The sequence below is a fragment of the Methylomicrobium agile genome (genome assembly GCF_000733855.1).
GTDB classification, from domain to species: Bacteria; Pseudomonadota; Gammaproteobacteria; order Methylococcales; family Methylomonadaceae; genus Methylomicrobium; species Methylomicrobium agile.
On record NZ_JPOJ01000001.1, the window covers coordinates 2,653,445 to 2,677,799 of the forward strand.

A 24,355-nucleotide genomic window follows, 5' to 3' on the forward strand; every position below is an offset into this window, starting at 1 on the left:
ACCGGCGATCATACACAAATTCGGGGCTATTTTGAACCGTATCGCGGCCTCCGCTGTTTTTACCGGCAAAATTCTTTTATACTCTCCGGTTATTTTAGCCAAGGGGATATCATGGAAAAACCGTTTATTCTACACATGTTAACGACCGCCAAAAATTTGAGCCCGTTCGACGTCAATATGGCGATGGATGCGGGCTGGGTTTCGGCTGTTCCTTATATCAACGTCGAGCCGAGCGAAGTGCAGGGGCTGGTTCAGGACGCGATTTTCTCGCGAAGCGCGAAAAATCTGAAGCGCACCGGAATTTTTATCGGTGGACGGGACACCAAACAGGCGATGGACATGCTCAAGATCGCCAAACGGTCGATGGTTCCGCCTTTCGAAGTCTCCGTATTTGCTGACCCGAGCGGCGCTTTCACGACTGCCGCGGGCATGGTGGCAGCGGTCGAGCGCGAATTGATCGCCAAATTCAATACCACGCTGGAAGGTAAAAACATTCTGGCGCTCGGCGGGACCGGGCCGGTCGGGCAGGCGGCAGCGGTAATTGCGGCCCGCACAGGCGCCCATGTCAGAATTATCGGCCGCCAGCTCGAAAGAGCGCAAAGCGTGGCCGATTTGTGCAGCAATGAATTCGGCGAAGGTAAAATCACCATCTTCGCGGGCGCCGATGCGGATAAAGCCGAATACATCAAGACCGCCGATGTGGTGTTCGCGACCGGGGCGGCGGGCATCGAACTGCTGAGCGCGCAATTGATCGCCTCGGCGCCGCAGCTGAAAGTCGCGGCTGACGTGAATGCGGTGCCTCCGGCCGGTATTGCCGGCGTCGATGCGTTCCATAACGGCACGCCGATTGCCGGTTCGATCAGTGGTGCGGTCGGTATCGGCGCGCTGGCGATCGGGAATGTGAAATATCAGGCACAGAATTTGCTGCTGAAAAAAATGCTCAACTCCGAAAAGCCGGTCTATCTGCATTTCGAACATGCTTTCGAAGTGGCGAGGGAATATATCAAGGCCAATCCTTGATTTTCTTGCTGGAAACCGGCCGTTTCGGAGAATGTCCGGTTTCCAGCGCGTTCGGGCCGGATTGATCTGCGAGATCCGGCGCAGCATTGCCGCATGCCTGGGCAACTTGTTGCATCGGCTTTTCCTGCCGATCGAGATGCTCTCTTTATATTTTAACCGTTCCCCTCTATATTAAGCTTATCCGCAACAAGACAAGGATCACCCGATGGAAAAACGCAGCGTACTTCACATGCTCGACCCGATGCCTAACAATAGTCCGTTCGACATCAACATGGCTGTGGATGCCGGTTTCGATGTGCTGATACCGTACAGCAACGTGAAGCTGGACAATGTCAATGGGTTGGCTCAGGATGCGATTTTTTCGCGGGGGCCGTCCGGCGTCAAGCGCACCGCAATCTTTATCGGCGGGCGCGACATCGGATTGGCGATCGACATGCTGGCCGCCTGCAGGCGCGCAATGGTGCCGCCGTTCGAAATTTCGGTGCTGGCCGATCCGAGCGGCGCTTTTACGACCGCGGCCGCGCTGGTTGCCTGCGTCGAAAAAGAATTGGCCGTTAAGCACGGCAAATCGTTCAAGGAGTGCAAGGCGCTGGTTTTCGGCGGCACCGGCGCGATCGGCATTACGACCGCAGTGATCGCTTCCCAGGCGGGGCTCGATGTTGCGATCGTCGATCATTTGTCCCTCGATACCGCGAACGAAATCGCTGCGGCTTATAACCGCCGCTTCGGCTGCCATATCAAAGGCGCGTTTGCGAGTTCCGATGCGGAAAAAGCCGAATTGATCGCCGATGTCGACGTGATTTTCTGCACGGCGAAAGCCGGCGTGCAGGTATTGAATGCCGGCGTGTTGAAAACGGCGAAAAACCTGAAAGTCGCCGCCGATGTCAATGCGGTGCCGCCGCTCGGCATCGAGGGAATCAAGCGTAGCCATAGGGGTGAGCCGCTGGTATATGCGGAGCGGGCGCAAGGCGCGGTCGGTATTGGCGCGCTGGCGGTGGGCGACGTCAAATACAAACTGCAAAACAAACTCTTGAGATTATTGCTGGATGCCGAGCAGCCGTGGTATCTGGACTTCAGGGACGCATTTGCCAAAGCGCGGGAATTTGTTTAAACATCATCCCGTAAGGCTGGAGAGGGAAAGCGGGCGCGGACGGAATCTGCGCTCGAAGAAAAGGCAAGCACATCGACGCTAGAGCATTTTCGTTTTGGGTGTACGGTCATAAGCTATGCCGCAAAGTGAGGGGAAACGCGTCATTCCGGCAGGGATTTGCCGGACGACTGCAGGGAGGCAGGAGATACGAGCCCAAGGAAGGGCGAGGTAGATCGCGTCGGGAACACGCGATCGAGGGCAACGCAGGGAGCGGTTGCCGAATCCAGAAGCCAGGGATGGCAAGCTTTAATGCATCCCTGCAGTCTGGATCTCGGCACAAATCTGTCTGGAACAGATTTGCATTGACCCGAAGGGGGCCAGGCAGGAAAGCCTGGCATGAATCCCTGCCGAGATGACGGTTTGACTTAACGGCATTATCTCCCTATAAGCGATATGAAAATGCTCTAGCCTGCCAGGGAGGGTTGGGCAGGAGCCGGGCGCCGAACGGCGCCCGGAAAGAATCGGTAAAACCGTTTTTTATTCCGCGGCGATTGTGATCGGCAGCGTCACCACGACATCGGAATGCAGGTTGATGTCGATCGAAACTTCGCCGACGTGGCGGATCGCGCCGTGCGGCAGGCGAACTTCGGATTTCTCGACCGCGACGCCTGCGGCAGTGATCGCTTCCGCAATGTTGTGGGTGCCGACCGAACCGAACAATCTGCCTTCATCGCCCGCTTTATGGGCGATTACGATTTGCAGTTTGCCGAGCGCCTCGGCGCGGGCCTTTGCGGCAGCCAGTTTTTCGGCGGCGGTTTTTTCGAGTTCGGCGCGGCGCGCTTCAAACTCGGCAATTTTCTGCGGGGTCGCCGCTACCGCCTTGCCGGTCGGTATCAGGTAATTTCTGCCGTAGCCGGCCTTGATCGTGACTTTGTCACCCAGACCGCCCAAGTTCGCTATTTTTTCAAGCAAAATAACTTCCATCTTTTAATCCTCTTATTCGGACGTTTAGCCGATAAATGGCGCCTTCAGGCGCCTGATTGATTCGAATTTTTTTTACGTATGTCAAGCCACGCGTCGATCAGTCCGACGATCGCGACCGGCGGTAGGACTTGGGGGACCAGGATCAGCGTTACATAAAACAGCGGCACCGCAAAACGGCTCATTTTGGTTTGCGAAAATACCACATGCAGCACCGAAGCGCCGATCACGGTATAGAGCGTAAACAGTAAAATGGTCATGTTCCAGGCGATTTCCGACAGCGTTCCCGTGGTAAAGAAGGCGGCTGCCAGTATGGCTAGGCTGCTGATTGCCAGTTTCGGGCCGGTGCCGAGCGCCAGATATTCCTGTTTGAACCCGCCCGGATTGAACAGCAGCGACTGCCACCAGCGGCCCAGGAACAGCCCGAACAGCAGGCTGAACACGGTGCCGGCGGCAAACAGGCCGGTCATGTAATGGGCAAAGTTGTCGATCCAGATCTTGGTGTCCTTGATCGGCGCCTGGGTTTGCTGGATCATCTGTTCGAGCAGACCGGCCCACATGGCGGCGGGGTCGGGTTCGTACAGATAAAAACCCGCAACGCCCAGGATGCCGATAAAGACCGCAATTTCGACCGCGAGGGACAACCGGCGGCCTTCCCTGAGGATGATCGAGATCATCCAGACCGGCAGCCACAGCAGCAATGCATAGAACAAGGCAAACTGGTAGTTGTCGATCGCGAAAAAGCCGAGCAGCGCGGCGGCGATGCCGGCGCCGAACAGAATATACACCCCTTCGAGAGCGCCGTGCCGCAATGTGACCAGGGCCACGGAGGCCGAGCTGAGAACGCTGACCGGTGGAAACTTCAGCGACAGCAGCGCCAGCGTCGAGGCCACGATAATGGCCTGCGTCCGTCCGCGCATGATGTAATCCGCCAAAATTTTCACTGTCTCGCCCAGACTCGATTATTTATGCGCGTCGCAATAGGGCAGCAGCGCGATGTAGCGCGCGCGCTTGATCGCGGTGCACAACTGTCTTTGGTATTTGGCGCTGACGCCGGTGATGCGGCTGGGGACGATTTTGCCGGTTTCGGTGACATAGTCGCCCAGCAGATTCAGGTCTTTGTAATCGATTTCAACGCCGTTGCCGGCGCCCAAGCCTTTTGCTTTACGTCTTGCGTTACGTGCCATGGGTATTCTCGTATCCTGTCAGGTTGATGGGTTATTCGGAAGCCGGTTCGTCGCCTTCGAAGTCGGATTCGATCTCGTCGGTATCGGCTCCTTCAACTGCAGCGGCGCGTGCGGCGGCTTCTTTGGCTTTGGCTTCGGCGTTCTTGCTCTCTTCAGCCGCCTGGGTTGCGATCGGGGAAGGCGTGGTGACCGCCTGTTTTTGCACCAGGGTCATGCTGCGCAGGATCGCGTCGTTGAAACGGAAGCTGCTTTCCAGTTCCGCCAGCGTCGGCTGGTCGCACTCGATGTTCATCAGCACGTAATGCGCTTTGTGAATTTTGTTGATCGGGTAGGCCAGGTGTCTGCGGCCCCAGTCTTCCAGACGGTGAATCGCGCCGGAAGCGCCCTCGATGATCGCTTTGTAGCGGTCGATCATCGCCGGCACCTGAGCGCTTTGGTCAGGATGGACTAAAAAGACGATTTCATAATGTCGCATGATTTTTCCTTACGGTTGAAGCCTTCCGCCCCGCTTGGGCGGGACAGTAAAGCAAGGATGAGGCAAAGCCCCGGTAAAACGGGCCATTATATTAGGTTTTTAACTTTAGGAAAAGCTTTGATTTCAATCGTTTGGGAAATGCGCAAAGAGCCACCGCCTTTGGCTAGGAACGGACCGGGTTATCGGCAGCCGGTTGAGGAGGTGCGGCTTGCAATCCTGCTGTTTGAAGGCTTGGAGCGGCGCACGGCGCCCCGAGCCTTGATCTCAATACCGGAGAACCGCACTGTCGCATTGGAGCGACCAGGCGTCGATCCCGCCGGTCAGATTCGCGATATTCTGAAAGCCTTGATGGGCCAGATAAGTCGCGGCCTGCATACTGCGCATGCCGTGATGACAGATCACCACGATATGCCGCTCCGGATCGAGTTCGCCGATCCGGGCGGGAATCTGCCGCAGCGGAATCAGCGTGCTGCCGGCGATGTTGGCGTAGCGGTATTCCTGGGGTTCCCTGACATCGAGCAGAAAAAGGTCTTCGCCTTGCACCAGGCGTTCGTGCAGTTCGGATGCCGAGAGTGTCGTGATTGCCATAAATTACCTTGCGTCGAGAAATCGTTCGAGGCGCCGCACCGCTTCCGCCAGCCTGTCCAGCGAGGTCGTGTAGGCGAAGCGCAGGGCGTGATGGGCTTCGTGCAGCCCGAAATCCTTGCCGGGCGTGACCGCGACGCCTTCGTTTTCGAGCAGGTCGAGCGCGAATTGGAAGCTGTCGTCGGTAAACTTCGCACAGCGCGCGTAGATATAAAAAGCGCCTGCCGGTTTGATCGGGATGTCGAAGCCGAGCCGCACCAGCGCATCGTACAGGAAGTCGCGCCGTTTTTCGAATTCCCGGCGCCGGTCTTCAAGCTCGGCGAGCGTGGATTCGTCGAAGGCGGCCAATGCGGCATGCTGGGCGTCGCTCGAAGTCGAAATGAAGATGTTCTGCGACAATTTTTCGGCCGCTTCGATAAACAGCTCCGGTACGATCAGCCAGCCGATCCGCCAGCCGGTCATTCCGAAATATTTCGAAAAGCTGTTGATCACGAAAACGTCGTCGCTGAATTCGAGCGCGGTCGCGGCCTTTTCGCCATAGACCAGGCCGTGGTAAATCTCGTCCGAATAAAAACAGCCGCCGAGGCGGCGGGTCGCCTCGATCGTTTTTTGCAATTCGGCGCGCGGGATCAGCGTGCCGGTCGGGTTGGAAGGCGAGGCGATCAGGACGCCTTTCGTTTCGGCCGACCAGTGGCGTTCGATCAGTTTGGTGGTCAACTGGTAATGGCTGTCCGCATCGACCGGGATGGTGCGCGTTTTGCCGTCGTAAAGCTGCACGAAATTGCTGTTGCAGGGATAGCATGGGTCGGCCATCAGGACTTCCTCGCCCGGATTCAAACTGGCTCCCAAAGCCAGCAGGAAGGCGCCGGTCGCGCCCGGCGTCACGAAGACGCGCTGTTCGGGAATGTTCACGCCGTAACGGCGCCGGTAAAACGCGGCGATCTTTTGCCGGAGTTCGGTCAGGCCGGCCGCCGGCGTATATTTCACGTCGCCGGTCGCGGTATGCGCAAGCGCCGCCTTCAGAATCGTTTGCGGTGTGGCAAAATCCGGCTCGCCGATCTCCATATGGATAATATCCTTGCCGTCGGCTTCCAGTTCCTTGGCCCGCCGCAAAAGTTCCATCACATAAAAAGGTTGTATGCCCGAAATCCGCTCCGCTACCCTTAAGCTCATGCTGTCGCCGCTCGTTCCAAAATCCGGCATGATACCAATAAATCTTGCCAATCCGTAATGATTCTGCTAAAAATGTAGGATTTATTTAGCCTATCCCTGGGGAGTTAGTGGATGATCGAAAGTTCTAAAGTTGGCGCATCACCGTTCAGTTTTACGCCCTATGTCGAGAAAGAAGGCGAAGAATACATGAGTGACGCTCAATTAAAGCATTTTGAGACCATTCTGAGAAACTGGAAAGCCGAATTGATGAGGGAAGTGGACCGCACCGTGCACCACATGCAGGACGACGCGGCCAATTTTCCCGATCCGAACGACCGGGCGACACAGGAATCCGAATTCAGCCTCGAACTCAGGACTCGCGACCGCGAACGCCGATTGATCAAGAAAATCGACGAAGCGTTGAAGGAAATCGAATCCGGCGGCTACGGCTACTGCGAATCCTGCGGCATCGAAATCGGCATCCGTCGCTTGGAAGCGCGTCCTACCGCGACCTTGTGCATCGATTGCAAGACTCTGGATGAGATCCGCGAAAAACAAATGGGCTGAACCTTCGCCGCGCCGTGGCGGGCGGTAAGCCCTACGTCGGCCGGTTTGCGCCGTCGCCGACCGGCCCGTTGCATCTCGGTTCTCTCTACACGGCGCTTGCGAGCTATCTCGATGCGCGCGCCCATCGCGGCCGATGGCTGCTGCGTATCGACGACATCGATACTCCGCGCAATGTGCCCGGTTCGGTCGACAGTATATTGACCACTCTGGAAGCCTACGGCCTATATTGGGACGGTCCCGTCTATTACGAAAGCGAACATCCGGCCGACTACGAACAGGCGCTTTCAGAACTGCAACGGCCAGGCCTTCTCTATCCCTGTACCTGCAGCCGCAAAACGCTCGCCGAACGCCCCGGCAGGCACGATATCTATCCCGGTATTTGCCGAAACCGGACCGTTTTTCCCACCGATCGGCCTTACGCTTTGCGCGTCAAAAGCGACGGCCGCGACATCGGCTTCGATGACCGTTTGCAGGGAAGCATTCGCCAAAACCTTGCCGAGGAGCATGGCGACTTCATTCTGAAACGCAAGGAAGGCATCATGTCCTATCAGTTCGCCTGCGTGATTGACGATCACCTGCAAGGCGTCACCCATGTCGTCAGAGGCTTCGACCTCGTCGATTCGACCCCGAAACAGATTTACCTGCAGCAATTGCTCGGCCTGCCGAGGCCTTCCTACCTGCACGTGCCGATCATCATCGACAGCCACGGCTGCAAACTCAGCAAGCAGACGCTGGCCGAGGCGGTGACGATGCGGAATACGTCTGCCGTGATGTTTCGGTTGCTGGAGTTATTGAAGCAAGAGCCGCCGGTTGGGCTGAGGGATGCTTCTTGTTCGGAAATGCTGGAGTGGGCCGTTCGGAACTGGAACCCTGAGCCTCTAATAAAAATCCATGCGATTCAGCCGGAAATGATTGAAGAAAGCGTAGATTCGGGTGAAGGTTGACGTGATCCGTAAATGGATGGGGGTGTGATAGGATAAGCCGCCTGAGGATGCATGGGAGTCATTATTCAAGACGTAATAAACCCGTGTAAGGCGGAACGCGATAGGGCCGTAGGATGTGCTGAACAAAGTGAAGCGCATCGTTCGCGATTGATGCGCCTCCTTCGTCGGCACATCCTACGAGTTGTTCTTCTTATTTTTCAAAAATGCGAAGTATGCCTGTGATGAAATGTTTTGCGTCATTTGGGATGGCCAATTGTGGGTAGAACCGGAAAGGAGGCGTTACGCCTATGCGTCACCCCTTAGTTGTCGCTGCCGCCTGGATGACGGGCGCTTTACTCTCCTTTTCCGCAATGGCGGTTGCGGTGCGCGAACTTTCCGCGAACTTTGGCACGTTCCAGCTTCTTGCCATCCGCAGTCTCATCGGCTTGCTTGTTATCTCGGCCATACTCACAAGGGCGGGTTGGGCGCAAGTCTCGTTTCGGAACGTTAGACTGCATTTCGGGCGGAACTTTGTTCACTTTTGCGGGCAGTTCGGTTGGTTCTATGCCATTGCGCTTATTCCGCTGGGGGCTGTGTTTGCTATTGAGTTCACAGTGCCGCTTTGGACGGTAGTATTCGCGGCATTCCTGCTGGGTGAGCGTATCTCCGCGACTCGGGGGCTGGCGGTTGTTCTAGGCATCTCGGGTGTTTTGGTCATCCTTCGCCCCGGCTGGTCGGTCATGCATCCGGCAGCGCTTGTAATGTTGGCCGGTGCCTTTGCGTATGGACTGTCTCATACATTGACCAAGAGGCTGGCGGGGTTGGACACGCCGCTGTGCATTCTCTTTTACATGATGTTGGTTCAGCTCCCTTTAGGTTTGGTGCCGGCGGTGTTTAATTGGGCTACCCCGGCAGCGGCGCATTGGCCTTGGCTCATCGTGGTCGGCATTGCCGGGCTCAGCGCGCACTACTGCATGGTGCGAGCATTTTCCCTGGCGGATGCTTCGGTAGTGGTACCCTTAGATTTCCTGCGCTTACCGCTCATAGCGCTGGTTGGCTATGCGCTTTACAGTGAGCGTGTCGATGAGTTTTTGGTTTTGGGTTCGGGATTAATATTGGCGGGTAACTTTATTAATTTGTATTGGGAGCATAAGAAAAAGCAGCCGTTGCAGCCGGCCCGCAGCGTTCCCCATCCCCTCCGATTGCGCTGACGCTAATCCGTGTAAGGCGGAACGCGATAGCGGTTCCGCCATAGGCAACTGCCAACTGGCGGATCGCCTGCCGGCATCCGCCCTACATTTATGACATCGTTTTTATTCCAAGTCTCTGAATTAGCTTTACGTTAAGCGCCATAAGCTTCACAATTGCCTCTCGTCGAAATTTAAATAAGGAACCGTTCCGGTATGAATTCCCGTCAAATTTCGTTTTCCGCTGGCCGTTCGGAAAATCCGTTTCGCGCAATCCCGCTCGCCTATTCTATTTCATCGCAGCAGCATTGCCGCTGGTGCTGATGCTCCTCGGTTTCCAGCACTTTTATCTGCAAGGTAAGGCTTATCCGGGCCGCGAACTCGCGCCGCCGATACGTACCTTACTCATTCTGCACGGCATCGGTATGTCGGCGTGGATACTGTTGTTCCTGGTCCAGCCGCTGTTGATCATGACGGGCAACCGCCGTATTCACCGGATGCTGGGGCGCATCGGGGCAGGGCTGGCGGCCTGTATTGCGATCCTCGGCTTTCGGCTCGGGATCGAGGCGACGCTGATCAGTCCGTCCGAATTGAGAATATGGGGATTGTCTCCCAAACAATTCATGGCCGTCCCGATCGTCAGCATTCTGATCTTCGCCGGTTTCGTGGGCATTGGCGTATGGCAGCGGCGGCGGCCGGAAGTGCATCGGCCGATGATGCTGCTGGCTTCATTGGCCGCCATGTCGGCGGCGGTCAGTCGGATCGATGCCTCGGCAGGGATTGGCGAGATCCAGAGTTCAGGAATGTATTGGAGCTTGCCATCCCTGGCTTCGGGATTCCGGCAATCCCTGCCGGAATGACGCGTTTTTCTTTAAAAAGGCCGTTTACTCGAAATGAAAGCTCTTATCTTTGGATTTTATCCTCTGAGTTTTTTTTGCGCAGATGAGAAGGGTATCCAGGCTGCCTCATGTTTCATCCTTCTCTACCCAGATTTTTACGGCCGGGACCCGGTAATCCGCAAAGCGGTCCAGCAGCTTTTCGGGCTCGCTTTCCACGATCAGCATCGAACGGTGCGACGGACGGACGAATTGTTCCGTCACGGCATGGTCCAGAAATTCGATCAGCGGATCGTAATAGCCTTCCGCATTGAGCAGGCCGCACGGTTTGCCGTGAAAGCCGAGCTGGGCCCAGGTCCAGATCTCGAAAAGTTCCTCCAGGGTGCCGAGGCCGCCGGGTAGGGCGATAAAGCCGTCGGCCAGTTCCGCCATTCGCATCTTGCGTTCGTGCATCGAGTGGGTGACATGTAGTTCCGTTAATCGATAATGCGCGACTTCCTTGTGCATCAAGGCTTCCGGAATCACCCCGACCGCCCTGCCGCCGAGCCGCAGTACATGGTCCGCAATCATGCCCATCAGGCCGATGCTCGCGCCGCCGTAGACGAGGCCGATACCGCGGTTAACCAGCGTTTCGGCAAGCGCGCGGGCTTTTCCGGCATAGGCCTCCCGGCTACCGGGGCTTGAGCCGCAATAGACGCAGATATTTTTGAGCTGTCTCATATGTCCGAAGCCATCCGATCGGGAGCATGATGTGTTGCGGCGCTGTTGTAGAGGTGCCCGGTCTTCATCAGATTTTATGATCTTCCGAAGCCGGGTGTGGCGGCGAGCGGTGCCAATTGCCGGTCGTGCAGTCGGTGCAAACCGCTCAATGCCAGTATGGCGCCCAGCAAGGCCCACGCCATGTCCGACTGCGTATCCCAGACGTAGCCTTGCGTGCCGAGAAAGGCTTCGGCGGCATCTTTACTGAGCAGGGCCGTCCACCATTCGATCATTTCGTAAAAGGCGGCGACCGCCAGGCAAAAACAGACGATCATGAAGTTTAGCCATGACGGCTTCCGGAGCACCCGGTTGCGGATCAGGATCTCCCGGGAGACGATCGCCGGATTGAAGCCCTGCATGAAATGGCCGAGTTTGTCGTAATTGTTGCGTTCGAAGCCGAAAATGTCTTTAAGCGTGTCGAACAACGGGACTTCCGCGTAAGTGTAATGGCCGCCGATCATCAGGATCACGCTGTGTGCGATGATCAGCCAGTAAGCTAGCGGCGTCAGCGGGAAGCGCCTGCGGGTGGCGATAACGATGAGGATTCCGATAACGGCGGGCAGGGTTTCGAGGATCCATGTGGGATAGTCCTTCGGACGGATACCGGACCAGATGAAAGCGGTCCAGAAAAGCGCGAGCCCGAGGCAATAGAAAAAGCGAGGATGAGTGCGCATTGGCGGTGTGCGTTGGTTTTTTGCCATTATGGCAAAACTCCGGCGTTTTTAAAATCAATGCCGCGCGGCGAGCCGATATCCCATATGTCTTTAAGAAAAGAAAGACGAATTGGGATAGTGCTTCTGGAAACTGCTTTGGCGCGTCTATTGCCCAGTGCGGAAAAAACGCGCTCGGGTATGCCGACTCATCCGACCAACGGCTAGACGGCATTGGCCGGACTTTCGGCCGGTCCGCATCAGGACAGGAAAAGATAGATCGCGCGCCGCGCTCTTTTAATCGCTTCGTCGTCATTTTCGGCCGTCACATTGATGATCGATCTGAGTTGATCTCCCAAAAATACGCGCAAATGATAACCGTAATCGTCGTAAATTAATTCCGCGTCATTCCATTTTTCAATGATGCGTATCATACACACTCCTTATCAATTTCAAAACTTGGTGATGTTGAGGGGGACTAAAAATCAATAAGCAAAAAACAGGCCATTTTTATTTTTGCTTGATTAATGCGGCTTGGTTGGGGAAGAGGTTGCTTTTCCCCCGCGAATTAATGAAATTCGACGGTTGATTTCACCCTTTAGGCGGGTTTTTTTCTCAGCTGCAGCCTATTATTCTTTCCGCAAAATGAATACGCGATGAACGGGCGGCAAAGTGAAAATGAGACCCCTGTAGGGGATGAGTAGTTCATATTAACAACCTACATCAGTTGATGAAGCATAGCATGAAGTTGGAGTCATCGTATATTGAAAATGGTTTAAAAATTGAATATAAAGGTCTGGTAGGAAATAACTTTTCAATTATTGACGTTACAAAAGCAGATTATTCACGCCTCTTTTTGAAAAAAGGGGGCGGGGAGATTTATCAAACAAATCCCCCTCGATTTCCCTTTTTCAAAAGGGGGAAGTGTTTTTTGACGAAAGCCTAAATTTATGAGGGTGAGATTTTTTATAGCGTAAAAAAAGCCCGCCGAAAGGCGGGCTTTTGGGTCGGACCGGATCGGTTGGATCAGTTTTTAGCTTTGTCGACGATCTTGTTCGCCTTGATCCACGGCATCATCGCGCGCAGTTTCTCGCCGACGACCTCGATCGGATGTTCGGCGTTCAGCCGGCGGCGCGCGGTCATTTCCGGATAGTTGGTGGCGCCTTCCAGAATGAAGCGTTTCGCGTATTCGCCGTTGCGGATGTTGTTCAGCGCTTCTTTCATCGCGCGGCGGCTTTCGTCGTTGATGACGCGCGGACCGGTCACGTATTCGCCGTATTCGGCGTTGTTCGAGATCGAATAGTTCATGTTCGCGATGCCGCCTTCGTACATCAGGTCGACGATCAGTTTCAGTTCGTGCAGACACTCGAAGTAGGCCATTTCCGGCGCATAACCGGCTTCGACCAGCGTTTCGAATCCGGCCTTGATCAGTTCGACCGCGCCACCGCAGAGTACGGCCTGTTCGCCGAACAGGTCGGTCTCGGCTTCGTCGCGGAAGGTGGTTTCGATGATGCCCGAACGGCCGCCGCCGATTGCGGAAGCGTAGGACAAGCACAGCGCCTTTGCGTTGCCGGAAGCGTCTCTGTGCACCGCGATCAGGTCGGGCACGCCGCCGCCGCGGACGAATTCGGAGCGGACCGTGTGACCCGGCGCTTTCGGCGCGATCATCACCACGTCGAGGTCGGCGCGCGGCACGACCTGGTTGTACAAGATCGAGAAACCGTGCGCGAACGCCAGGGTGGCGCCTTGCTTGATGTTCGGCTCGATTTCGGTTTTGTACAGTTGCGACTGGAACTCGTCGGGCGTCAGGATCATCACCACGTCCGCGCCGGCCACCGCCTGCGGCACGTCCTTGACGGTCAGGCCGGAGCCTTGCGCCTTCGCGACGGAGGCCGAACTCGGCCGCAAGCCCACTACCACATCGACGCCCGAGTCTTTTAAGTTGTTCGCATGCGCATGGCCTTGCGAGCCGTAGCCGATGATCGCTACTTTCCTGGATTTGATGATTGAAAGATCCGCATCTTTGTCGTAATAAACTTGCATGGTTTTACCTGTTGTTGCTTTTATAAATTAGAAAAATGAAAACAGCCGGCGGCTTTACAAGTGCAGTCCGCTTTCGCCGCGCGAGATGCCGGTCGGGCCGGAACGGACGACTTCGAGGATCGCTTCGGGCGCGATGGCGGCGATGAATGCGTCGAGTTTTTCGGAAGGACCGGTCATCTCGACGACGTAAGTGGTCGCCGTGACGTCGATGATCTTGCCGCGGAAAATGTCCGCGAGGCTGCGGATCTCGAGCCGGTTCAGTTCGGTCGTCCGGATCTTGATCAGCATCAGTTCGCGTTCGATGTGCGCGCCGACGTCGGCCAGATCGAGCACCTTGACCACGTCGATCAGCTTGTTCAACTGCTTGGTGATTTGTTCGACGATGTCGTCGCTGCCGCGCGTGACGATCGTCATCCGCGAGAGGGTAGGGTCTTCGGTCGGAGCGACGGTCAATGACTCGATATTGTAGCCGCGCGCCGAAAACAGGCCGGCGACGCGCGACAGTGCGCCGGATTCGTTTTCCATTAAAACGGAGATAATGTGTCTCATTAGGCCAGTTCCCTGTCTGTCGAGGCGGAAGCGGCAACCCGGAGCTTCATGTCGTTATGGGCTTTGCCGGCTTCTATCATGGGATACACGTTTTCGGTTCGGTCGGTGATGATGTCCAGGAACACGGTACGGTCTTTCAGTGCGAACGCCTGTTCGAGCGCCGGCCGAACCTCGTCGGGCCTGTCGATGCGCATGCCGACATGGCCGTAGGCTTCGGCGAGTTTGACGAAGTCCGGAATCGTGTCCATGTACGAATGCGAATAACGGCTTTCGTAGGAAAACTCCTGCCATTGCCGCACCATGCCCATGTAGCGGTTGTTCAGGTTGACGATCTTGATCGGCGTATTGTACTGCAGCGCAGTCGACAGTTCCTGAATGCACATCTGGATACTGGCTTCGCCGGTCACGCAGGCGACTTCCGCTTCCGGATGCCCGATCTTGACGCCGATCGCGGCGGGCAGGCCGAAGCCCATCGTGCCGAGGCCGCCGGAATTGATCCAGTGCCGGGGTTTGTCGAATTTGTAATACTGTGCCGCCCACATCTGGTGCTGGCCGACGTCGGAAGTGATATAGGCGTCGCCCCGGGTAACTTCCCAAAGCTGCTCGATCACGTACTGCGGCTTGATCAGGGGGCTCGAACGGTCGTATTCCAGGCATTGGATCGCCTGCCACTGCGCGATCTGTTTCCACCAGTCGTCCAGTGCCTTTTTGTTCGGCTTCTTTTTATGTTCCCGAATCAGTTCGATCATCTGTTCCAGCACCGGCTTCACTTCGCCGACGATCGGAATGTCGACCTTGACCGTTTTGGAGATCGAGGCCGGGTCGACATCGATATGGATGATTTTCGCGTGCGGGCAGAAGCGGTCCAGTTTGCCGGTGACGCGGTCGTCGAAGCGCGCGCCGATCGCGATGATCAGATCGCTTTCGTGCATCGCCATGTTCGCTTCGTAGGTGCCGTGCATGCCGAGCATGCCGATGAACTGCTGGTCGGTGGCCGGGTAGGCGCCGAGCCCCATCAGCGTATTGGTGACCGGGTAACCGAGCAGGTGGGCGAGCTCGGTCAGTTCCTGGCTGGCTTCGCCGAGCACGACGCCGCCGCCGGAATAAATGACCGGGCGCTCCGCGGACAGCAGCAGGTCGACCGCTTTCTTGATCTGGCCCTTGTGGCCGGTCACGGTCGGGTTGTAGGAGCGGATCGAGACCTTTTTCGGGTAATGGTACGGTACCTTGATGCGGGGGTCGGTCATGTCCTTCGGAATGTCGACCACGACCGGGCCAGGCCGGCCGGTGGTCGCGATGTAGAAGGCTTTCTTGACCGTTTCGGCGATCTTGTTGACGTCCTTGACCAGGAAATTGTGCTTCACGCAGGGACGGCTGATGCCGATCATATCGACTTCCTGGAACGCGTCGCTGCCGATCACCGGCATCGAAACCTGTCCCGAGATTACCACCAGCGGGATGGAGTCCATGTAGGCGGTCGCGATGCCGGTGATCGCATTGGTGGCGCCGGGGCCGGAGGTGACCAGCACCACGCCGGGTTTGCCGGTTGCGCGCGCATAGCCGTCGGCCGCGTGGGTCGCGCCCTGCTCGTGCCGCACCAGAATATGCTTGATGTCCTGCTGTTGGAACAGCGCGTCGTACAAATGCAGTACTGCGCCGCCAGGATAGCCGAAAATATATTCAACGCCTTCGTCTTTGAGACTCTGCACCAAAATTTGTGCGCCGTTTAGCTCCACCCCAGTACCTCGTTAACCTGAAAATTTTCTCAAGCCGGCAATTCGGCTTCGTGTTTTGCCGCATGGTCAATACCGCTTCGGTAAAAACGCATCGAATAACCGTTTATTATAAGCCATTATTCCGGCAATAGCTTCAGTATTCTACCCGGTTCTCGATAAAATTGTAATGACCAATCTCGATGCGATGATTTTGCGCTTCGGGTGTTCTCTTACGGCATGCGAGTTGCATAATTTATCCGTACAAACGGCTATGATTCCGCTCATGCACGATCCTGGCGGGTTAGGCGTTTTGATTGGGCGTTTTCCGCCCCAAAATGGGTCTGTTGACGGAAGTTGACGGAGAATCGGCGAAAATCCGAAAACTTAGCTGAAACCTCAATTAAAAAAGCCTAAAATGGCCTCCATCTTTTATTAACTGACTGCGATCCGAACAATGCCTAAGAGACAATTCAAAAAGAGCCAACCAAAAACCGAGATTACGAAGCTGCCCGGTTTGGGAATGGACACGGGGGGACTGAAGGACGATTTCAAGCGTTATTATGGGAACCGGCTGGGCCGGGATGAAAATTGCGCTTCGCTGCATTATGCCTACGAGGCGTTTTCGCTGGCGATCAGCGACCGCCTGATCGAGCGTTGGAAAAAGACCTATAACGCCTATAAACAGGCCGACAGCAAAATGGCGTATTACCTATCGATGGAGTTTCTGATGGGGCGCACCTTGAGCAATGCCATGCTGAACCTGGGTATCGACGAATCGGCCAAAAGCGCTCTCTACGACTTGGGGCTGGAGCTGGAAGAACTGGTCGAGAACGAGCCCGATGCGGGACTCGGCAACGGCGGCCTGGGCCGGCTGGCCGCCTGCTTCATCGACAGCTGCGCGACCTTGCAACTGCCGGTGACCGGCTACGGCCTGCGCTACGAATACGGCATGTTTACGCAGCTAATCGTCAACGGCGAACAGGTCGAAAAGCCCGACCACTGGCTGCGCAACGGCAACGTCTGGGAAATCGAACGCCTCGAATACAAGCAAAGGATCAAGTTCGGAGGGCGTACCGAGACGCATGTCGACGAATTCGGACGGAAAAGGGTTTCCTGGGTCGATACGCACGACGTGCTGGCGGTGCCGTTCGACACGCCGGTCCCCGGCTACCAGAACGGTACGGTCAATACGCTGCGGCTGTGGAAGGCGACCGCGACCGAAGAATTCAATCTCGACGAATTCAACGCGGGTGATTATGCGGAATCGGTCGCCGCGAAAAATACCGCCGAAAACATCACGATGGTGTTGTACCCGAACGACGCCAACGAAAACGGCAAGGCATTGCGCCTGAAACAGCAATATTTACTCGCCTCGGCCAGCCTGCAGGACGTGCTCGAAAGATGGATCGGCCGTCACGGCAACGACTTCAGCCAGTTTGCGGCGAAAAACTGTTTCCAATTGAACGATACGCACCCGAGCATCGCCGTTGCGGAACTGATGCGGCTGTTGATCGACGTGTATGGCCTCGAATGGTATGAAGCTTGGCTGATTACGCGCGAAACGATGGCGTACACGAATCATACGCTGTTGCCGGAGGCGCTGGAAAGATGGTCGGTCTCGTTGTTTAGGAGCCTGTTGCCGCGCCTGCTCGAAATCATCTTCCAGATCAATGCGGACTTCCTGACCGAAGTGTCGGCGCGCTGGCCCGGCGACATCGATCGTCAGCGCCGGATGTCGTTGATCGAGGAGGGCCACGAGCAGCATGTCCGTATGGCCTACCTTGCGATCGTGGGCAGCTTCTCGGTCAACGGGGTCGCGGAACTGCATTCCAAGCTCTTGCAACAGGGGCTGTTTCGTGACTTTTATGAATTGTGGCCCGAAAAATTCAACAACAAGACGAACGGCGTCACGCCGCGCCGTTGGCTCGCTTCCTGCAATCCCGACCTGGCCGAATTGATTACCGAAACGATCGGCGGCGGCTGGCTGACCGATCTGACCCAACTGAAAAAATTGGAGAAATACGCCGACGACAAGGCTTTCCAAAAACGCTGGCAGGAAGTGCGCCTGAATGCGAAAAAACGCCTGGTCGATTACAAGAAAGCGGAGCACGACATCGATGTGAATCTGGACGCGCTGTTCGATGTACAGGTCAAACGAATCCACGAATACAAGCGGCAGTTGCTGAACGTATTGCACGTGATTCATTTGTACGACCGAATCAAGCGCGGCGATACCGCCAACTGGACCAGCCGCTGCGTACTGATCGGCGGCAAGGCGGCGCCAGGCTACTTCATGGCGAAGCGGATCATCAAGCTGATCAACAACGTCTCGGAAGTGATCAACAACGACCCGATGGTCGGCGACAAGCTCAAACTGATTTTTTTGCCGAATTATCGGGTATCGGGGATGGAAAAAATCTGTCCGGGCGCCGATTTGTCCGAGCAGATCTCGACCGCCGGCAAGGAAGCCTCCGGCACCGGCAATATGAAGTTCATGATGAACGGCGCCTTGACGATCGGTACGCTCGACGGCGCTAACATCGAGATCCGCGAAGAAGTCGGCGACGAGAATTTCTTCCTGTTCGGACTGACCGAGCAGGAGGTTGAGGAGGCGCGCCGCCATTACGATCCCGTGGGGATCATCGAAGCCGACGAAGACCTGAAGCGGGTGATGAATCTGCTTGAGATGCGCTATTTCAACTCCTTCGAGCCGGACATTTTCGATCCGGTCATCGCCTCGCTGAAAAGTCCATACGATCCGTGGATGACGATCGCCGACTTCCGCAGTTTCGTCGATGCCCAGCGCCGCGTGGAGGAAGCTTATCGGGACCAGGAGCGCTGGACGCGGATGAGCATTCTCAACTGCGCCGCCAGCGGCAAATTTTCGACCGATCGCACGATCGCCGACTACAACAACGAAATCTGGAAACTGACACCGATTCCGGCCCTGGATTGACGGTTTTCGATGTTGCATATTGTGTTGTACGAGCCGGAGATTCCTGCGAACTCCGGCAATATCATCCGGCTTTGCGCCAATACCGGCGCAAAGCTGCACCTGATCGAGCCGCTGGGTTTCGAACTGGAAGACAAGAAATTGCGTCGGGCCGGGCTCGATTATCACGAATGGGCCGAGGTGAAGGTGTATCCGGCACTGGCCGATTTTCTGGAGCGCGTACGGCCCGGCCGCGTCTTCGCGTTGAGCACGAAAGGCCGGAAGCTGTTCAGCGACGTCGCCTTCCAGGCCGGCGACGCCTTGCTGTTCGGCCCCGAGAGCCGTGGCCTGCCGGTAAGCCTGCTGGCCGATCTTGGTGAAGCGCGCTGCCTGTACCTGCCGATGCGCCCGGAGAGCCGCAGTTTGAACCTGTCGAATACCGCGGCGGCGGCGGTGTACGAAGCCTGGCGGCAATTAGGATTTGCCGGCGCGGCGCTCAAGTGAGGTTTTTTCCTGTCTGTGCCGGACGGGCTAAAAATCGGCGCGGCCGTTTTTCGCCGGCTTCATCGCTGAATCGATCGCTTGGGAAAATAACATGTCGAAATTTTCAGTTGTTTTCGACATATTAGCTTTACATGTTTATCGCTTCGACATATCTTTACAATATGTCGAAATTTTAAAGAATGTTAAACATGACGTGGCGACCAGAGCAACCTTATAACCCGCTTCCGCCGTTGCCACCGCAAATGGAATATGAAAGCATCAGCGGTGCTAAAAGCCTGCATTCCGGCCCGGGCGGCACTGGCTGAACTCAAGCAGGCGGGCGAATTGCTGCCCAATCAAGGACTGTTGATCAACCTGTTGCCTTTACTGGAAGCGCAAGGCAGTTCCGAGATCGAAAACATCGTCACGACGACCGACAAACTTTTCCGTTTTGCAGAAGAAGACCATCGGGCCGATCCGATGACCAAGGAAGCGCAGCGTTACCGTACGGCGCTGCGTCAGGGATACGAGGGGCTTGTCAATCGGCCGTTATGCGCCAACACCGCGCTGGAAATTTGCAGCACGATCAAATCGGTGCAAATGGACATTCGCAAGGTGCCGGGAACCATGCTCAGCAACCAGGCGAATGGAGACATCATCTATACGCCGCCGGTGGGCGAATCGATCATCCGCGATCTGCTGGGCAACTGGGAAAATTACCTGCACGCGGAAGACGATACCGACCCATTGATCAAAATGGCGATCGCCCATTATCAATTCGAGGCGATTCATCCGTTTACCGATGGCAACGGGAGTACCGGGCGCATCCTCAATATCCTGTATTTGATCGACCGACAGTTGTTGACCTTGCCGATCCTGTACCTGAGCCGTTATATCGTCCGGCGCAAACAGGATTACTACCGCCTGCTGCTGGCGGTGACGCAGTACCAACAGTGGGAGGAATGGATCATTTTCATGCTGAAAGCCGTCGAAGTCACGGCCGGCTGGACTACCGCAAAAATTGCCGCGATACGCTTGTTGATCGAACATACGGGCAACCATGTCAGAACGCGGTTGCCGCAGATTTACAGCCATGAACTGATGCAAATCGTTTTCGAGCAGCCTTATTGCCGGATACAAAATCTGGTGGAAAGGGGGGTCGCCAAGCGCCAGACCGCATCATCCTATCTGAAGCAGCTCGCGGAAATCGGCGTGCTGACTGAAATCCGAGCCGGCAAGGAAAAACTGTTCGTGCATCCGAAATTGATACGGCTGTTGACCCAGGACGGACATGAGTTTGCCTTTTACCAGGCGAAATAAATGCTGTGGGGCGACAGCAAACCGGTCTTTTTCCTGTGGTCTACAGTAGCCGGGAATCATTTTGCGTCGTTCTTGCTGACTCTAAATTTGCAGGCGCAATCCCCCTTTGCCATGCAACTCAGCTGTTCTACTTTTTCACCCAGCAAGGCCGTTATTAAGGCGAGATCGAACTCACAGATTTCATTGTGTTGTTTAGTCAGGTCATGGTAGACGCAATTATGCGCCTGGATGCTGAACGCATCGGATTCGGTCTGGGCATCGGCTTGTACCGCATAGCCGAGTTCCGTCATGATTTCGAGTAGCTCATCGATTTTTTCATTGAGCTCGTTCCCTTCAAATCGTTTGCGCAGCTTTTCTGCCAATTTGAGCCCCAGTTTTCGCATATAGTCCTTAAAACGCTCGGGGCCTATTTCCTGGCGCAAATCGCTCAGCATTAATTCCGAAAACCAGGCATATTGCTTGGGAAAATGGTTGATGCCTTTATCCGTCAGCGCATACACCGTAACCGGTCGGCCGGCGGTTTTATTGAATGTCTTTTTTCTAATGTAGCCTTCATTTTCAAGTGCGGCAAAATGTTTTTGAACCGCGGTTCTTGAAATATCCAACGCATCGGCTACGTCGTCGATACACAGTCCGTTCCTGTTCTCGAGCAATAGTTTAAGTATTTGACTCTGGCGGGAGCTTATCTCTTGAGACATGACAGCCTTCATTCGGGAAAATGTTTTTTGCAAGGATACCATAGGTGTTCCCCGCTCGGATTAAAATTATAAATAATCTTATAAAACTTAAAAGTTGAAAAAGTTTCTCTTGCGGTCTACACTAGCTGCAACTGGAGCTTCTTTGTAAACCGGCTGCTCACCGGGTCCTCCTCATACGACCATTGAGGCTCCAGTTCCAAAGCAAGTTCGCTTGCGAGGACTTAGACACCACTGAAGAGGACTTGGAAAAATTTCTCGTGCGGTTCGATCGATGGTGGATCGGCCGTTATTTCATAAGACAATTTTTTGCCAAAGTCTGTAGGGATTTTTTCAGTCCTGTTTTTTCGACACGGCTGGATGAAACGGGAGCTTCAGTTACAGCTCACTTGATAGAGAGGCATAAAAAAAATGACAAAAGTAGCCGTTTTAATCTTCTGTGCATGGGCATTGATGCCTACGGCGAATGCCGGCACGGAATCCGGGAAAACTCACCTGATCACCTTGAAAGCCGCCAAACTGGACTCCGGACAGTTGGCTTACCAGATGGTGAGCCACAAAATACGCGACGCTTCCGGAAAGCTCGAAGACATTACCAATCGTTACAGCACCGAACCGACCATCCCGGGACCCGCGATCGTGATGACCGAGGGAGACCAAGCCGAAGTGACTTTGGAACAAGGCATCAAAGATTCGAATGAGCCCGTAAGCATTCATGTTCATGGCGTTCATTACAAAATCGACAGCGACGGCACCATGAAGGTGTTCAACCATCTAGCCGACCAGGCGGCGCTTCCTGGTAAACCCTATACCTACAAATGGACGGCCGCGCCGGGCACCGCCGGAACTTGGCCTTATCACGATCATGCCTTCGGCAATCCGATGTTGGGTGCGGAGGACAAGGGGTTGTACGGAACGCTGATCGTCAATCCAAAAGGAGGCAAGATAATGGCGATGGTGGATGGCCAGATGAAAGGAGTGGATATCAAAGATATTAAACGCGAGTTTGTTCTCTGGATGCATGAGACCACATTCTGGGGCACGGAAATCAATCATCTTGCCAATCGCCAAGTGCCGCTGTGGACAAACCCCACCCTTGGAGCCCGCGAGGGCGAGCTGGTCCGTTTCCATGTCATCGGCATCGGCACGGCGTTCCATACCTTCCATCTGCACGGCCATCGCTGGCTGCAACCGGGAACAACGCATTTGGTCGACACGGTGAATATTGGCCCGATTACGCGCGAATCCTTCGTGATCAAGGCGGGCGAAGGCGTCGGCCCCGGGCCTTGGCATTACCACTGTCATGTTTTGCAGCACATGCAAAGCGGCATGATGGGCGGTTTCAGAGTCATCGAATAAAAATTGAGGAGACACGATCATGAACAAAGTTTTAAAGTTGACAACGGCCGTTTTAATGGCAAACCTCGGAATTCCCGTTTGTGCGGCACAAGCGAGCGGCGATGACCAGCTCCTCAGTGTACCAGGCCTGATACCGTCGGCGATGCTGGAGATGTCCGACGAACCCGGACTGTGGTTTAAAGATCCCGTCGACGGCGATGCCTTGGTCGTCATCAAGCCCAATCAGGCGGCGATGATCAAGATGACCGACACCAATACCGAACATACCATCACCAGTCTGTTGTGGCCCTCCGGAGCCAAAAATTTTCCGATAGACCAGGAAAAACCCTCCAGCGCGAGCGTGACCACGGAATTCGACAAGCCGGGGCTGTATGTCTTTACCTGCAAAGTGCATCCTTACATGTTCGGCGCGGTCGTGGTGGACGATCCGAACACGAAGGGGCTGGATGTCGGTAGCGAACTGCAACTGGTGACCGGCGCCAAGGTGCCGGCCAGCAGCGACATTGCCAAACGCCTGCTGCGGACTTTCTTCGTGGCCACCACCCCGAGCCTCTGGCGCGATTACAGCAAGCCCAAATGGGAGGTCAAGCTGCCCGACATTCCGCTCAACATCGAGGGCAATACGATCAGTCTCAGCGCGCTCGGCATGACCATGCCCAATGAATTGAAAAAGCCCGGCACGCCGGGCGTGGGCGAAGTCTGGGTCAATACGCAGTTCGAGAAGATCGACGGCAAGAAAAAATCCGGCACCGCGACACGGATCAATACGGGAACCTGGAGCGTGACCAGCAAGTTCAAGGGCGTCAAGGAAGATATGAACAATCCCCACAACATGTGGACTGACAAACGCTATCAAAATATCTATCAAACCGCGTGGTTTGATAAGAAACTGTTGACCTTCGACCGCGTCAGCGGCCAAACGTATAGTGAGGTCGTGGTCGGCGAATCGCCATCCCATGTCATCTCACGGCCTTCGGATGACATGCTGTATGTCGCGATCAACGCCGGAGAGCAGGTAGTCAAAATGACAGGCGGCAAGAATCCGGCCGCACAGAAAAGTATTAATACCGGCCCTCATACGTCGCCTCACGGCCACTATATTACCGAAGACAGCAAGTACATGGTTACTCCGAATGCTCTCGCCGGTAGCGTATCGGTAGTGGATTTAAACACCGATACAAACACCGAAATTCCAACTGGCGGCGTCATTCCGATCGCCGTTTGGGGCACGCCGAACGGTTCCACCGCTTACGCCGCCAACTTGCTCGGCACGCCGCCGCTACTGAGTACACTGACGGTCATCGATGTTCCAGGAAAGAAAAAACTGCTAGACATCAATCTGGCCGCGGACTACGATCCGGTAACCGGCAAGATCAGCGGCGAGGCCTATGGACTGTTGCCGATCCAGACGCCGGTGAGTCCGGACGGCAAGTACGTGGTCACCGCCAATACCTTGAGCGCGTCGATCACCATCGTCGATACCGCCACCAACAAGGTAGTCAAGAGCCTGCCTTGCGAGCCGGGCTGCCATGGCGCTCATTTCGGGATGAAGAAAGGAGGCGGTTATTACGCCTATGTGGCAAGTAAATTTGCCAACGATTTGATCGTCATCGACATGGACAAGCTGGAAGTCGCCGGCCGGATATTGTTGTCCGATCTCAAGGATAGCAGTATCCAAGCCCATAACGGCATGGGCGGCCAGGGTATCTTGCCGCTGCCGATCGTGGAGCACGGCTATCTGAAGGAAACCCTGAAACTGTCCGGCAAAGGGCAGTTAAGTCCGGAAGTGGAAGGCTGGCTTAATGCCTTGACCCCCGAACAGAAAGGGATATAGTTTCCCTAGATAG

25 protein-coding genes are annotated in these 24,355 nt (G+C 55.5%); 11 read left to right on the forward strand and 14 right to left on the reverse strand.

The window, feature by feature from the left end:
* Nucleotides 1-111 precede the first annotated feature (111 nt).
* Nucleotides 112-1,020 carry an NADP-dependent methylenetetrahydromethanopterin/methylenetetrahydrofolate dehydrogenase gene (locus CC94_RS0112620; RefSeq protein WP_005370304.1) on the forward strand — a complete coding sequence of 303 codons (909 nt, stop codon included), beginning with the start codon at nucleotides 112-114 and terminating at the stop codon, nucleotides 1,018-1,020.
* Here CC94_RS0112620 and CC94_RS25065 read toward each other — a convergent pair.
* Nucleotides 1,004-1,135, reverse strand: coding sequence for a hypothetical protein (locus tag CC94_RS25065; RefSeq protein WP_281023978.1), 132 nt, complete (start codon nucleotides 1,133-1,135; stop codon nucleotides 1,004-1,006). The genes CC94_RS0112620 and CC94_RS25065 overlap by 17 nt on opposite strands.
* 90 nt (nucleotides 1,136-1,225) lie before the next feature.
* Between CC94_RS25065 and CC94_RS0112630 the strand changes: the two genes are divergently transcribed.
* Nucleotides 1,226-2,131: an NAD(P)-dependent methylenetetrahydromethanopterin dehydrogenase gene (locus CC94_RS0112630; protein ID WP_005370305.1), complete on the forward strand. Its 906-nt coding sequence runs from the start codon at nucleotides 1,226-1,228 to the stop codon at nucleotides 2,129-2,131.
* Nucleotides 2,132-2,647: 516 nt separating this feature from the next.
* On the opposite strand, the gene rplI is transcribed toward CC94_RS0112630, so the two are convergent.
* The 6 genes from rplI to CC94_RS0112660 all read right to left on the reverse strand — a co-directional run bounded on the left by rplI (nucleotide 2,648) and on the right by CC94_RS0112660 (nucleotide 6,511).
* Complete coding sequence (rplI, locus tag CC94_RS0112635; protein WP_005370315.1) at nucleotides 2,648-3,094, reverse strand: 50S ribosomal protein L9; 447 nt, start codon at nucleotides 3,092-3,094, stop codon at nucleotides 2,648-2,650.
* A 44-nt stretch (nucleotides 3,095-3,138) separates the two neighbouring features.
* Nucleotides 3,139-4,035, reverse strand: a complete 897-nt coding sequence (locus CC94_RS0112640; protein ID WP_245549470.1) for a DUF2232 domain-containing protein — start codon at nucleotides 4,033-4,035, stop codon at nucleotides 3,139-3,141.
* A gap of 18 nt (nucleotides 4,036-4,053) precedes the next feature.
* Nucleotides 4,054-4,278 carry a 30S ribosomal protein S18 gene (gene rpsR, locus CC94_RS0112645; protein ID WP_005370319.1) on the reverse strand — a complete coding sequence of 75 codons (225 nt, stop codon included), beginning with the start codon at nucleotides 4,276-4,278 and terminating at the stop codon, nucleotides 4,054-4,056.
* A gap of 31 nt (nucleotides 4,279-4,309) precedes the next feature.
* Nucleotides 4,310-4,753 (reverse strand): 30S ribosomal protein S6, encoded by a 444-nt coding sequence (gene rpsF / locus CC94_RS0112650; protein WP_005370321.1) that lies wholly within the window; start codon nucleotides 4,751-4,753, stop codon nucleotides 4,310-4,312.
* 264 nt (nucleotides 4,754-5,017) lie between these two features.
* Nucleotides 5,018-5,341, reverse strand: coding sequence for a rhodanese-like domain-containing protein (locus CC94_RS0112655; RefSeq protein WP_005370323.1), 324 nt, complete (start codon nucleotides 5,339-5,341; stop codon nucleotides 5,018-5,020).
* 3 nt (nucleotides 5,342-5,344) lie between these two features.
* Nucleotides 5,345-6,511: a pyridoxal phosphate-dependent aminotransferase gene (locus CC94_RS0112660; RefSeq protein WP_031431121.1), complete on the reverse strand. Its 1,167-nt coding sequence runs from the start codon at nucleotides 6,509-6,511 to the stop codon at nucleotides 5,345-5,347.
* A 111-nt stretch (nucleotides 6,512-6,622) separates the two neighbouring features.
* Between CC94_RS0112660 and dksA the strand changes: the two genes are divergently transcribed.
* The 4 genes from dksA to CC94_RS0112680 all read left to right on the forward strand — a co-directional run bounded on the left by dksA (nucleotide 6,623) and on the right by CC94_RS0112680 (nucleotide 10,027).
* Complete coding sequence (gene dksA / locus CC94_RS0112665) at nucleotides 6,623-7,057, forward strand: RNA polymerase-binding protein DksA (RefSeq protein ID WP_005370331.1); 435 nt, start codon at nucleotides 6,623-6,625, stop codon at nucleotides 7,055-7,057.
* A gap of 14 nt (nucleotides 7,058-7,071) precedes the next feature.
* Nucleotides 7,072-8,001: a tRNA glutamyl-Q(34) synthetase GluQRS gene (gene gluQRS, locus CC94_RS0112670; protein ID WP_005370333.1), complete on the forward strand. Its 930-nt coding sequence runs from the start codon at nucleotides 7,072-7,074 to the stop codon at nucleotides 7,999-8,001.
* 287 nt (nucleotides 8,002-8,288) lie between these two features.
* Nucleotides 8,289-9,191: a DMT family transporter gene (locus CC94_RS0112675; protein WP_031431124.1), complete on the forward strand. Its 903-nt coding sequence runs from the start codon at nucleotides 8,289-8,291 to the stop codon at nucleotides 9,189-9,191.
* A gap of 293 nt (nucleotides 9,192-9,484) precedes the next feature.
* On the forward strand, nucleotides 9,485-10,027 hold the full coding sequence (locus tag CC94_RS0112680) for a hypothetical protein (RefSeq protein ID WP_157203432.1): 543 nt from the start codon (nucleotides 9,485-9,487) through the stop codon (nucleotides 10,025-10,027).
* 105 nt (nucleotides 10,028-10,132) lie between these two features.
* On the opposite strand, the gene CC94_RS0112685 is transcribed toward CC94_RS0112680, so the two are convergent.
* From CC94_RS0112685 to CC94_RS0112710, 6 genes are all read right to left on the reverse strand, one after another.
* A complete protein-coding gene (locus CC94_RS0112685) occupies nucleotides 10,133-10,723 on the reverse strand; it encodes an LOG family protein (RefSeq protein WP_005370339.1) in 591 nt (196 codons plus the stop codon).
* Between the two features lie 74 nt (nucleotides 10,724-10,797).
* Nucleotides 10,798-11,436, reverse strand: a complete 639-nt coding sequence (locus CC94_RS0112690) for a DUF2238 domain-containing protein (protein ID WP_031431128.1) — start codon at nucleotides 11,434-11,436, stop codon at nucleotides 10,798-10,800.
* A gap of 236 nt (nucleotides 11,437-11,672) precedes the next feature.
* Nucleotides 11,673-11,846, reverse strand: coding sequence for a hypothetical protein (locus CC94_RS24110; protein ID WP_005370343.1), 174 nt, complete (start codon nucleotides 11,844-11,846; stop codon nucleotides 11,673-11,675).
* A 592-nt stretch (nucleotides 11,847-12,438) separates the two neighbouring features.
* The gene (ilvC, locus tag CC94_RS0112700) at nucleotides 12,439-13,455 is read right to left on the reverse strand and encodes a ketol-acid reductoisomerase (RefSeq protein ID WP_005370345.1); all 1,017 of its coding nucleotides are present in this window, start codon (nucleotides 13,453-13,455) and stop codon (nucleotides 12,439-12,441) included.
* Between the two features lie 54 nt (nucleotides 13,456-13,509).
* Entirely contained in the window at nucleotides 13,510-14,004 is a 495-nt protein-coding gene (gene ilvN, locus CC94_RS0112705) for an acetolactate synthase small subunit (RefSeq protein WP_005370347.1), read from the reverse strand.
* Nucleotides 14,004-15,740 carry an acetolactate synthase 3 large subunit gene (locus CC94_RS0112710; RefSeq protein ID WP_005370348.1) on the reverse strand — a complete coding sequence of 579 codons (1,737 nt, stop codon included), beginning with the start codon at nucleotides 15,738-15,740 and terminating at the stop codon, nucleotides 14,004-14,006. Before CC94_RS0112710 ends, ilvN begins: the two co-directional genes overlap by 1 nt.
* Before the next feature lie 433 nt (nucleotides 15,741-16,173).
* Here CC94_RS0112710 and CC94_RS0112715 point away from each other — a divergent pair, with 433 nt between their 5' ends.
* From CC94_RS0112715 to fic, 3 genes are all read left to right on the forward strand, one after another.
* On the forward strand, nucleotides 16,174-18,675 hold the full coding sequence (locus tag CC94_RS0112715; RefSeq protein WP_005370350.1) for a glycogen/starch/alpha-glucan phosphorylase: 2,502 nt from the start codon (nucleotides 16,174-16,176) through the stop codon (nucleotides 18,673-18,675).
* A gap of 9 nt (nucleotides 18,676-18,684) precedes the next feature.
* Nucleotides 18,685-19,155 carry a tRNA (cytidine(34)-2'-O)-methyltransferase gene (locus CC94_RS0112720; RefSeq protein ID WP_005370353.1) on the forward strand — a complete coding sequence of 157 codons (471 nt, stop codon included), beginning with the start codon at nucleotides 18,685-18,687 and terminating at the stop codon, nucleotides 19,153-19,155.
* 249 nt (nucleotides 19,156-19,404) lie between these two features.
* Nucleotides 19,405-20,454, forward strand: a complete 1,050-nt coding sequence (fic, locus tag CC94_RS21555) for a protein adenylyltransferase Fic (protein ID WP_425357664.1) — start codon at nucleotides 19,405-19,407, stop codon at nucleotides 20,452-20,454.
* A 56-nt stretch (nucleotides 20,455-20,510) separates the two neighbouring features.
* On the opposite strand, the gene CC94_RS0112735 is transcribed toward fic, so the two are convergent.
* Nucleotides 20,511-21,152, reverse strand: a complete 642-nt coding sequence (locus CC94_RS0112735) for a helix-turn-helix transcriptional regulator (protein WP_031431132.1) — start codon at nucleotides 21,150-21,152, stop codon at nucleotides 20,511-20,513.
* Between the two features lie 408 nt (nucleotides 21,153-21,560).
* On the opposite strand from CC94_RS0112735, the gene CC94_RS0112740 reads away from it, so the two are divergent.
* Both CC94_RS0112740 and CC94_RS0112745 read left to right on the forward strand, forming a co-directional pair.
* Nucleotides 21,561-22,508, forward strand: coding sequence for a multicopper oxidase domain-containing protein (locus tag CC94_RS0112740; RefSeq protein WP_005370359.1), 948 nt, complete (start codon nucleotides 21,561-21,563; stop codon nucleotides 22,506-22,508).
* 19 nt (nucleotides 22,509-22,527) lie between these two features.
* Entirely contained in the window at nucleotides 22,528-24,342 is a 1,815-nt protein-coding gene (locus tag CC94_RS0112745; RefSeq protein ID WP_005370361.1) for a YVTN family beta-propeller repeat protein, read from the forward strand.
* Nucleotides 24,343-24,355 lie beyond the last annotated feature (13 nt).

Excerpts from the sequence above, each read along its gene's own strand:
- rpsF (WP_005370321.1), bottom strand. The coding sequence starts at position 4,753 with ATGCGACATTATGAAATCGTCTTTTTAGTCCATCCTGACCAAAGCGCT.
- CC94_RS25065 (WP_281023978.1), bottom strand. The coding sequence starts at position 1,135 with ATGCAACAAGTTGCCCAGGCATGCGGCAATGCTGCGCCGGATCTCGCA.
- CC94_RS0112715 (WP_005370350.1), top strand. The coding sequence starts at position 16,174 with ATGCCTAAGAGACAATTCAAAAAGAGCCAACCAAAAACCGAGATTACG.
- fic (WP_425357664.1), top strand. The coding sequence starts at position 19,405 with ATGAAAGCATCAGCGGTGCTAAAAGCCTGCATTCCGGCCCGGGCGGCA.
- rpsR (WP_005370319.1), bottom strand. The coding sequence starts at position 4,278 with ATGGCACGTAACGCAAGACGTAAAGCAAAAGGCTTGGGCGCCGGCAAC.
- CC94_RS24110 (WP_005370343.1), bottom strand. The coding sequence starts at position 11,846 with ATGATACGCATCATTGAAAAATGGAATGACGCGGAATTAATTTACGAC.
- CC94_RS0112675 (WP_031431124.1), top strand. The coding sequence starts at position 8,289 with ATGCGTCACCCCTTAGTTGTCGCTGCCGCCTGGATGACGGGCGCTTTA.
- CC94_RS0112735 (WP_031431132.1), bottom strand. The coding sequence starts at position 21,152 with ATGTCTCAAGAGATAAGCTCCCGCCAGAGTCAAATACTTAAACTATTG.
- CC94_RS0112660 (WP_031431121.1), bottom strand. The coding sequence starts at position 6,511 with ATGAGCTTAAGGGTAGCGGAGCGGATTTCGGGCATACAACCTTTTTAT.
- CC94_RS0112690 (WP_031431128.1), bottom strand. The coding sequence starts at position 11,436 with ATGCGCACTCATCCTCGCTTTTTCTATTGCCTCGGGCTCGCGCTTTTC.
- rplI (WP_005370315.1), bottom strand. The coding sequence starts at position 3,094 with ATGGAAGTTATTTTGCTTGAAAAAATAGCGAACTTGGGCGGTCTGGGT.
- dksA (WP_005370331.1), top strand. The coding sequence starts at position 6,623 with ATGATCGAAAGTTCTAAAGTTGGCGCATCACCGTTCAGTTTTACGCCC.
- CC94_RS0112655 (WP_005370323.1), bottom strand. The coding sequence starts at position 5,341 with ATGGCAATCACGACACTCTCGGCATCCGAACTGCACGAACGCCTGGTG.
- CC94_RS0112720 (WP_005370353.1), top strand. The coding sequence starts at position 18,685 with ATGTTGCATATTGTGTTGTACGAGCCGGAGATTCCTGCGAACTCCGGC.
- CC94_RS0112620 (WP_005370304.1), top strand. The coding sequence starts at position 112 with ATGGAAAAACCGTTTATTCTACACATGTTAACGACCGCCAAAAATTTG.
- ilvN (WP_005370347.1), bottom strand. The coding sequence starts at position 14,004 with ATGAGACACATTATCTCCGTTTTAATGGAAAACGAATCCGGCGCACTG.
- CC94_RS0112740 (WP_005370359.1), top strand. The coding sequence starts at position 21,561 with ATGACAAAAGTAGCCGTTTTAATCTTCTGTGCATGGGCATTGATGCCT.
- CC94_RS0112630 (WP_005370305.1), top strand. The coding sequence starts at position 1,226 with ATGGAAAAACGCAGCGTACTTCACATGCTCGACCCGATGCCTAACAAT.
- ilvC (WP_005370345.1), bottom strand. The coding sequence starts at position 13,455 with ATGCAAGTTTATTACGACAAAGATGCGGATCTTTCAATCATCAAATCC.
- CC94_RS0112745 (WP_005370361.1), top strand. The coding sequence starts at position 22,528 with ATGAACAAAGTTTTAAAGTTGACAACGGCCGTTTTAATGGCAAACCTC.
- CC94_RS0112685 (WP_005370339.1), bottom strand. The coding sequence starts at position 10,723 with ATGAGACAGCTCAAAAATATCTGCGTCTATTGCGGCTCAAGCCCCGGT.